This is a genomic window from Acidithiobacillus sulfurivorans (assembly GCF_018853815.1).
Taxonomy (GTDB): Bacteria; Pseudomonadota; Gammaproteobacteria; order Acidithiobacillales; family Acidithiobacillaceae; genus Acidithiobacillus; species Acidithiobacillus sulfurivorans.
In genome coordinates this window covers 21,546-30,797 of sequence record NZ_JAAOMP010000021.1, presented here as the reverse complement: position 1 = coordinate 30,797, position 9,252 = coordinate 21,546, and the positions used below count along the sequence as shown (strand labels likewise).

7 protein-coding genes and 1 tRNA gene are annotated in these 9,252 nt (G+C 54.2%); 1 reads left to right on the top strand and 7 read right to left on the bottom strand.

Annotated features, from left to right (window positions below; translation table 11 throughout):
* Positions 1-329 precede the first annotated feature (329 nt).
* From HAP95_RS01055 to HAP95_RS01030, 6 genes are all read right to left on the bottom strand, one after another.
* A tRNA-Arg gene (locus tag HAP95_RS01055) sits at positions 330-406 on the bottom strand.
* Positions 407-475: 69 nt separating this feature from the next.
* Positions 476-1,216 carry a PspA/IM30 family protein gene (locus HAP95_RS01050; protein ID WP_215858470.1) on the bottom strand — a complete coding sequence of 247 codons (741 nt, stop codon included), beginning with the start codon at positions 1,214-1,216 and terminating at the stop codon, positions 476-478.
* A 30-nt stretch (positions 1,217-1,246) separates the two neighbouring features.
* A complete protein-coding gene (locus tag HAP95_RS01045; protein ID WP_010637973.1) occupies positions 1,247-2,071 on the bottom strand; it encodes a heavy metal-binding domain-containing protein in 825 nt (274 codons plus the stop codon).
* Positions 2,068-3,045: a heavy metal-binding domain-containing protein gene (locus tag HAP95_RS01040; protein ID WP_215882601.1), complete on the bottom strand. Its 978-nt coding sequence runs from the start codon at positions 3,043-3,045 to the stop codon at positions 2,068-2,070. Before HAP95_RS01040 ends, HAP95_RS01045 begins: the two co-directional genes overlap by 4 nt.
* Positions 3,046-3,060: 15 nt before the next feature.
* Positions 3,061-3,441 (bottom strand): hypothetical protein, encoded by a 381-nt coding sequence (locus tag HAP95_RS01035; RefSeq protein ID WP_215882600.1) that lies wholly within the window; start codon positions 3,439-3,441, stop codon positions 3,061-3,063.
* A gap of 101 nt (positions 3,442-3,542) precedes the next feature.
* Positions 3,543-5,375 carry an ABC transporter ATP-binding protein gene (locus tag HAP95_RS01030; RefSeq protein WP_215882599.1) on the bottom strand — a complete coding sequence of 611 codons (1,833 nt, stop codon included), beginning with the start codon at positions 5,373-5,375 and terminating at the stop codon, positions 3,543-3,545.
* Positions 5,376-5,519: 144 nt separating this feature from the next.
* On the opposite strand from HAP95_RS01030, the gene HAP95_RS01025 reads away from it, so the two are divergent.
* Entirely contained in the window at positions 5,520-6,422 is a 903-nt protein-coding gene (locus HAP95_RS01025; RefSeq protein ID WP_215882598.1) for a D-hexose-6-phosphate mutarotase, read from the top strand.
* A gap of 218 nt (positions 6,423-6,640) precedes the next feature.
* On the opposite strand, the gene HAP95_RS01020 is transcribed toward HAP95_RS01025, so the two are convergent.
* Positions 6,641-9,073, bottom strand: a complete 2,433-nt coding sequence (locus HAP95_RS01020; protein WP_215882597.1) for a heavy metal translocating P-type ATPase — start codon at positions 9,071-9,073, stop codon at positions 6,641-6,643.
* Positions 9,074-9,252: the final 179 nt, after the last annotated feature.

Below are 9,252 nucleotides of genomic sequence, written 5' to 3'. Positions count from 1 at the left end.
TCCGAGTGTGACGCCGGTGGAAAGTGGCTTTATCTCTACCATCGCCTATCAAGAAAAGGGCTATGCTTTGGTTCCTGTCTATTAGGCGGCGTTGGACGTTGGTCGGCATTAGTCCGTATGTGCAATTCCTCCCGAACCACTTTGCGCACGGCATCGCGCAGGGATTCCCGTTCCATTGATTCTCGTAAGTCGCAGTTAATCAGATACTGTTGTAACCCCCTGATTTCCGCATGCAGGGGGGTCTTTGGCTGGGGTCGTTCTGAAGTTAGCCTCGCGTTAGCCAAAAAAATAAAGGCACCTAGCAAATTACGCTAAGTGCCTGATTTTATTGGTGCGCTCGGACGGAGTCGAACCGCCGACCTACTGGTTCGTAGCCAGTTGCTCTATCCAGCTGAGCTACGAGCGCAACGAGGGCGTAATATAGCGACTGCGCTGACCGAGGTCAATATGCTGCGCCAGCAACATCCACAAATGCTCAGGGATTTCCCGAACTATCTCCGGATGCCCCTCCGGCCTTTTCTTTGGCCATTTCCGCCTTCAGACGGGCGAGATCATCATCGACGCCACTACTGGCGCGCACTTTATCCAGTTCCTTATCGGTTTGACTGCGGGTATCGAGGGGGTCACTGAGGGCACCCGACTCAATCAGGCCATCCATGGCAGTCGCCTTGGATTCCATTTGTGCGGTGCGGTCCTGGGCGCGACGCATGGCCTCACCGGCGTCATCCATACCCTTGCCGATACCACTTAATGATTCTCCAGCCTGGACCTCAGCCTTAGCGGCCATCATTTCACTTTTGGTCACTTCTTTCTGGGTGCGGAACTGTTCAATATGATCCTGCAGTTTTTGTTCATAATCCTGCAGTTTCTGGGACTGAGCCGCTACGGCATCATGCGCTTCCTTGAGGCTGGCCAGTTTTTGCAATTCGGACTGCTTTTCGGCCAACTCGGCACGGGCCAGATCTTCACGATTGGCACCCAAAGCCATCTTGGCATCGGCGTCGGCCTTGTCAGCGGCTTTTTGAGCTTGTGCCATCTGACTTTCCAGCGACACTTTTTCGGTAACCACATCGGCCAGATGGCGTTTGGTTTCCTGCAGGTTGGTGATCATTTTTTCATACGATAAATCCAGGGTTTCAGCAGGATCTTCCGCATTATTCAGAAAATGATTGACCTTACCCTGCAATATTTCTGAGGCATGCTTAAATAATGACATTGAATATTCTCCTTGCGAATGACTCGCGCTTTAATCGTTGACCGGAATAACCAGTTGCGGGCTCAGGCCATCAACCAGAGCATCGGCATTTTCCATGGCTTTCACGGCGGTACCGACGGCAAAAAATTCGATGATATGGGGTTTCCAGTTGTGGCTGCCTTCATGCAGTTGAACGCCGGTAATGCCGTCCGCCTGGGCTTCCTGCGCCTCATGTTGCATACGTTCCATGGCGAGTTCCCGGGCGTCATACATGGCCTGGGTAAATTGTTCCATTTCCGTATTACGGCCCACATTTCCCATAGATTTCAGCAGCCCTTGATGCGCCACATGATACACACAGGAACCCATGACCATTTCCATGGGGCGGTAACCCGCCTGCAACAACATCCAGAAGTCCTGACCACTCAGATCACTGGTAAAGGGTTTGCCGCCCACCCCCTTAAAGCCTGACGCGCCACTGCGGTGGGCGATGGCCGTACCAATCGCCATGAATTCGAGAATGTCCTGATCCCATTCCATACGTTTCACTTCCAGACGCACGCCCACAATACCGTCGGCCTGCAGTAAAATAGATTCTTGCTCCATGCGACTGATGGCCAGTTCACGGGCCTGATACATGGCCTGGGAAAGCACATCCATTTCCATGTTTTGATTCCAGTTTCCATACTGGATACCCATGTGATAAATACACGATCCGACCACCAGACCCAGGGGCTCAAAATTGGCCTTGCGGACCATTACAAATTCATTGACGGACAAATCTGAAGTAAATATACCTTCGTGACTGCCCTGCGAACGCAGTCCTTTCAGACGTTCTACAGCATGGGGAGCGAGATGTTCTGTACTATCGGTCATATCAAATCCTTTTTGGAGTCAGTAGCACTGGTCAGTGGGTGATCAGCCAGTGATATCATGACAAGCAGTTCATGTTGCGGTGGGTTTTTTGGTAGATAACTGATGGCGGTACCAATACTGATGTGGCGACAAAGAAAACGTTCGGGGTTGTCCTGATCGGCAGGCACCCGAAACATTTGGGTATAACTGGTGTGTCCAAGAACTCCGGCGGCCATCTTGCGGCCATCTTCGCGCAAATCATACAGCGCCCGGCGCCGGACATTTTCCTGAAAAGTAGAAAGGTCGGTAATTTCCATGTTCCAGTAACGCGCCGCAAAAGGTGCCTGCTGTGAAGCCTGATCAGCGACAGTACCCATCCAGGGCATGTACCAGTCAAAATTGGCGCCAATGGCAATACCTACAGGAACCACGCCATCTTCCAGTAAACGGACAAATTCCAGGGCGGACACAGTAGCGATAACGGGCGCGGTGGCGGGGGGAATTCCGGTTAGCCGGATAGCGGTGCCAGTCACCCCATAATCCATATCCTCGCCTTCTCCATGCCGCACTTTCATGCGCACATCGACAATCGCATTCGCTCCCAGAGCGATGGCTTCCAGGCGCATACGCTCTACCGCCGTGTGCCAGCCATCATAGTGTCCCTGGGTCCAGGAATAACCAAAGTGATACCAACAGTTTCCGGTTACCATACCGATGGGCTGAACCCCGTGACTGCGCTGCAAAAGAAGTTCTGCGGCAGTGGCCGTACTGATCCAGGGAAGATGACCCTGACTGGTCGCGAACATGCGATTTTGGACGAAATTGGGCAGGCGGCGTTGCTGCAAGGCCTGTTCCCATTCAGAATAACGCTGCATTTCTTCAGGGGTTTGTGAGCGGACGCCCTGGCTCACGTTATGACCCAGATTTTCGGCCGCACGCTGGGCATCCTGGGCGACTTCCTCAATTCCGTGTTTAATCTTGTCCCAAATGGACATAGTATCTCCTTGCCATTATCCCATGAGAAAATCGTGCAATGTATTGCTGGCTCCCTGCATTTGCCCAGACAAATCACCGAGGTCTTTCACCAGGCTTTCCAGCCAGGCGGCGAGTGGTAAATCCTCGTGTTTAAGCACCACGCCACGCACGGTTTTGGCGCGTATAGTGCTGATATGCGCACCCTCATGAGTCAGTAAATAATCGTTATTGTCGGTGTGAACAGTAATGGCATGGACATGGCTGGTCTTGGCAAAAAAACCGTCTTTTTTTCTTTCCACTTCAACCAGGCCGGGCATATCTCCCTCCAGCCTTGCCGCCAATCCTTCAACAAAAGCCTTCATGTCGCCTTGCGCGCGCCTGATCCAGGCGGTACTTTGGTCAAAATCTGTACTCATAGAGGGCCTCCCACCCTTTTATCGGCCACATGCCACATTCGGTTTGCAAAAATAATTACCCAAGTTCAGACCGCCAGCTTTGACTATAGTTCTGTTTTTCTTCAGGCGCGTATTTTTTCCAGGGTGGATAATTTCGGAGATTGTTCGTGCAGGCGCTGCAATTCAGCAAATTGTCGGTAAGTGGGACAACTTTTCAGCAGCGCTTCATGACTGCCAATAGCAATGAGTCGGCCCTGATCGAGCACGGCAATGCGCGCGGCATGAACAATAGTGGCCAAACGATGCGCTGCCACCAGGGTGGTCCGCTGTGCGGTCAAATTAGCCAGTGCCTCCTGAATGAGCCGCTCATTTTCCGCATCCAGGGCGCTGGTGGCCTCATCCAGAATCAATACACGAGGGTTTCTCAGAATGGCTCGGGCAATGGCAATACGTTGGCGTTGTCCTCCGGATAAGGTGACACCTTTTTCTCCAACATGAGTTTTCAGCTTGTCTTCCAGCCGGTCAGAAAATTCATCCACCCGAGCAGCCTGAACGGCAGCCAGCAAAGCGGCCTCATCAGCATCAGGACGCGCCATCAAAATGTTATCCGCAATACTCATGGAAAAAATGACAGGATGTTGAGGAACTACAGCCAGTTGCTGGCGCAAGCTACGCAAGGGCATGGCATCAATGGCCGTTCCATCCAGTAAAATTTGCCCTTCGCTGGGTTGATAATGGCGCATGAGCAGGGAAAATACGGTACTTTTACCGGCTCCGGAAGCGCCTACAAAAGCCACTGTTTCTCCTGGTTCAATATCCAGGGAAATATTTTCAATAGCAGGCACATCCGGCCGCGAAGGATACCGAAAGGCTACGTGCTCCAGGGTCAATCGTGCCGGATTTCTGATGGAAAATTCAGAGGGTTCTGGAACCTTGCCGACTTCGCCTGACAAAGCCGGGACACTGTGTTCTGGCCGTTCATCCAGCAGCGCCAGCAAGCGTTCGGTGGCCCCCGCCAGGCGCGACATGCTGCCCCATAACTCCCCCAACGAGGCTAAAGATGTTGCAGCCATCAGGGCATAAAGCAGAAATGCCGCCAGTACGCCCATGCCTACCTGCTTTTCGAGAACCGCCAGACCGCCCAGATAGAGCATGGCGCTGAGTGCCAGAAAAACCAGGCTTCCCGTCAGAAAGGTGGACCAGGACTGGACTTTAACCCGCGACCAGACTTGTCCCAGCAACAGATGAATATCCTGGCGATACCGGGTTTCAGTCTGCGGTTCGAGGGTAAGCGCCTGGATTACACGAATGCCATTGATGGACTCTTCGGTATGCGCACTCAGATCGGCGAGATAATCCTGTTCCTTGCGGCTGTATCCGCGCTGCAGACGTCCTGAGCGGATATTGATAAATACCAGCAACGGCAATACCAACATTCCCGGAATCAGTAACTGGGGCATGGTCACCAGCATCAACACCAGCGCGCCGACCAGGGTGATTCCGCTTTGCAGACTGCGCCCGAGTACGCCCGTCAAACCAAAGCGTAAAATGGTGACATCACTGCTCAGGCGCGAAATGACCTCACCGGTCCGGAATGTCTCATAAAATATGGCGGGAAGATGCAGCGCATGACTGAACACGGCGCTGCGCAAATCGGCGACGACCCCCTGCCCCAACCAGGTTGCCAGACCATCCCTCAGCCCGCGCATGGCGACCGTAAACATACCCAATATGAACAGCGCAACGCTGATCCAAAGTAATGCCTTGTAACTATGGAACCCCTTGTCGAGAATAAACCGGGCTCCCTGGGGCAAAACCAATGAAGCGCCAGCACTGCAGAGCATGGCCAGCAGATAAGCCAGCAGCAGCCCCAGCCGGGAACGCAAAAAGGGCTTGAGTTTCCACAAGACCCAGAGGTTTTTATTGACCGGACGTTGCCAGGGGTTTTGCGCCACTCAGTCACCTTGTCAGCGAATTTCAGGAATAACAGAGCATACGCTTGCCCGACGGCTTTGGCTGCATTATCGCGATCCGTCAATTGACCACCGGCAACCTTCAGCAGCAGAATGTGCCAGACTTCCTCACTTCCTGGAATAACCATGCAATCCCTTGATGCACTGAATCGCTACGCCATTCCCGAACATGTGTTTTTTCGCTTTGGTCCGGGGGGGCAGATTTTTGCGGACATTCGCAACAGCAGTGCCAGTGCCAGTGTTTTCCTGCAGGGGGCTCATCTGACGGCGTTTCAACCACGCTCCCAGTACGATCCCCTCATCTGGCTTTCGGAAAAATCGCGCTTCGCCGTCGGCAAATCCATTCGCGGCGGCGTGCCGGTATGTTGGCCCTGGTTCGGTCCGCACCCCGACAATAGCCAGTTTCCAGCTCATGGCTTTGCGCGCACCCACTTGTGGACCGTCAGCGATTCATCAAGTAGCAAGGACAGTACCCGGATTACCCTGACCCTGGAACCCACGGAAGAAACCCGGGCGCAGTGGCCTTATGAGACTCCGGTCAGCCTTGAAATTGTCGTTTCCGACACTCTGGAAATGTCTCTGACTACCCATAACGCCGGAAACGAAACAATCACTCTGGGTGAAGCCTTCCATACGTATTTCCACGTGGGCGATATTCATTCGGTGCGCCTGGAAGGTCTGGATGGTTGTACGTATCTCGACAAAACCGCAGATTTCGCCCGGAAGCAGCAGGAAGGTGACATTACCTTCAACGCCGAGACCGACCGGGTTTATCTCAACACCCAAAGTGATTGCATTATCCATGACCCGCGCATGTACCGCCGAATTCGTATTCATAAGGAGCATGCCGATTCCACAGTAGTCTGGACGCCCTGGGCCGAGAAAGCCGCTGCCATGGGAGATTACACGCCGGATGGCTGGCGGCAGATGCTCTGCGTGGAATCCGCCAACGCCGCCGAAAATGTGCTGCAACTGCAGCCGGGTGAAAAGCACACGCTGATGGTGCGTTACAGTGCTGAACCTCTTTAAATACTTTTAGGTCGCCGTTTTAATAGGGTGGCTGTTGCCGCTGAAGCTTTGCCGTGACTTTTGGCCTGAGCCATTGTTGTTCTTGGTGAAATCCTGCGCCCGTCAGGAGAGCTGTCTGAGCCCAAAAGGCGAGTTCTCTCCTGACAGCAGGATGAACCTTAGAACAACAGGCAAGGGACAACGGAGCGGCAAAGCTTCAGCGGCAACAGCCACATCTATCACGCTGAATCAGGCACCCAGGGACGCAGCCACTTCAAACGTAAACTGTTACTGAGCACAAATACTGACGACATTCCCATGGCCAGTCCCGCCAGCATGGGATTCAGCTGAAATCCCCAGGGAATCAGCACACCCGCAGCCACCGGAATCAGCAGGATATTGTAGAAAAACGCCCAGAATAAATTACCGCGAATGGTCGCCATGGTTTTTCGCGCTGCCTGCACAGCCGTCACCAATGCACTGAGATCCCCATGGGTTAAGGTCAGATCAGCCGTCGCCATGGCAATGTCAGTGCCCGAAGCCAGGGCCAGACCCACATCGGCCTGAGCCAAAGCCGGAGCATCATTGATGCCATCGCCCACAAAGGCGACTTTGCCGCCCTGGCTTTGTAACTGCTTGACGATATTTGCCTTATCCTGAGGCAACACCCCTGCATAAACCTCTTCTATTCCAAGATGTTCAGCAAGATGCTGTGCTGCGCTCTGACTGTCACCCGTAATCATGGCTACCCGCATACCCATGGACTGCAGTTGCCGAACGACCGCTAAGGATTCGGGTCGTACGCTGTCCTGAATGGCGATTTTCCCCAGCAAATGTCCATTCCCTGCAATATACACCCAGCTTTGGGCCACCTGCGGCTCCGTCCAACGGTTAGCGCCCTGCTCTACCCCGTTTTCCTGCAACCAGACCGCCGTACCGACCAGAATTTTCTGTCCGGCTACGACGCCCTCAACACCCCGGCCGGGAACAGCCTGAAAATCCGTCACCGAAGACAGGGAAATTTCCCGTTCACGCGCAGCCTGAACAATGGCCCGCGCCAAAGGATGCTCAGAAGCCGCTTCCAGCGACGCAGCCAAGGTCAGAACCTGGCGGACATCGTCTGCGACAATTTCACACACGGCTGGCGTACCCCGCGTCAAAGTGCCGGTTTTGTCCAGACAGACCGTTTTCACCTGCGCCAGCGTTTCCAGTGCCAGTCCTTTGCGAAAAAACACACCCAGCTCTGCAGCCCGTCCGGTGCCGACCATGACCGCCGCCGGGGTGGCAAGCCCCATGGCACAGGGACAGGCGACCACCAGTACTGCCACAGCGGACAACAGCGCCACAGTAATAGCCGGACTTGGTCCCAACCACAACCACACCATAAAACTCAGCAGCGCAATGCCAATGACCAAAGGCGTAAATACGCGAACCACCCGGTCAGCAAGGCCCTGGATCGGCAGCTTTCCGGCCTGAGCCTGCTCGACCATCTGAATAATATGGGCAATGACTGTATTTTGCCCCACCGCAGTCGCTTCGATAATCAGCCTGCCGTTACCATTGATCGTCGCGCCGACGACGGCGTCACCTACTTTTTTATGCTCAGGCAGTGCTTCACCGGTCAGCATGGCTGCATCTATATAAGATTCTCCTTCCCGAACGATGCCATCCACGGGTAGGCGTTCTCCCGGCCTGACCAGGAGATGATCTCCGGTGCGGATGCGGTTGAGTGGCACCCGCTGTTCCTGCCCATCCTTGAGCAGTGTTGCATCCTTGGCCTGAAGATCAACCAGATGCCGAATCGCCTGCGAGGCCCGGCCTTTGGCCAGCTCTTCCAGATACTTGCCAAGCAGAATGGCGGCGATAACTACTGCCGCCGAATCAAAATACACATGCCCTCCGACCTGGCTGAAAAGCTCCGGAAAAATCAGCACGATCATGCTGAATAGCCAGGCGGCTCCCGTACCGGTAGCCACCAGAGAATTCATGTCGGGAGACAAATGGCGGTAGGCAATCAGACCCGGACGAAAAAAACGCCGCCCCGGACCGGCCAGTACCAGCGTTGCCAGCACGGCCTGAACCCAGTCCCAAAAATGCACAAAGGGCGCATCTTCTTGCAGCCATCGTCCCCATGCCGGAAAAAGCAGGGGGCCCATGGACAAGCACAAAATGGGTACAGCCAGAACAACTGCCGTCAGCAAATCTTTTCGCATCAGCCGCAATTGGGAGATTTTACGATCTTCACCCCGGGCATCAGCACGGACCGCCCGCGCTTCATAACCGGCATTAACAATGGCGGCAATCAATTGATCCTGATTGGTACTATCCGGAAAATATTCGACCATGGCTCGTTCCGTGGCCAGATTGACACTGGCCGACAGGACGCCGGGCACCTTGCCCAGAGCGCGCTCAACGCGACTGCTGCAGGAAGCACAAGTCATCCCACCAACCTCCAGCTCAGATTGGGCCACGACAGGTTGATAGCCTATATCAGCAATCGCAGCCCTCAGCGTTTCCAGGCTAGTTTGGGTCGGATCGAATGCCACTGTTGCCCGCTCAGTACTCAAATTCACGGTGGCCTGCACCCCCGGCAAGCGATTCAGGGTGCGCTCTACCCGACTACTGCAGGAGGCACAGGTCATCCCGGCCACCCCGATCTCCAGATTTTTCATAACGCTCCCTTTTCTGTCCGCGTCAACCCGAAGCATATCCTTGTAGCCATTTGTAATGTCAATCCACCACCACGGGCAACCATCGATCTTTTCGCCCACAGCAAAATAGTTGATTTTAAGTGACGGATGCTTATCATTTGCCCTCTTGTGCGCATTTGCCGCACCCGCTGAAAATGATA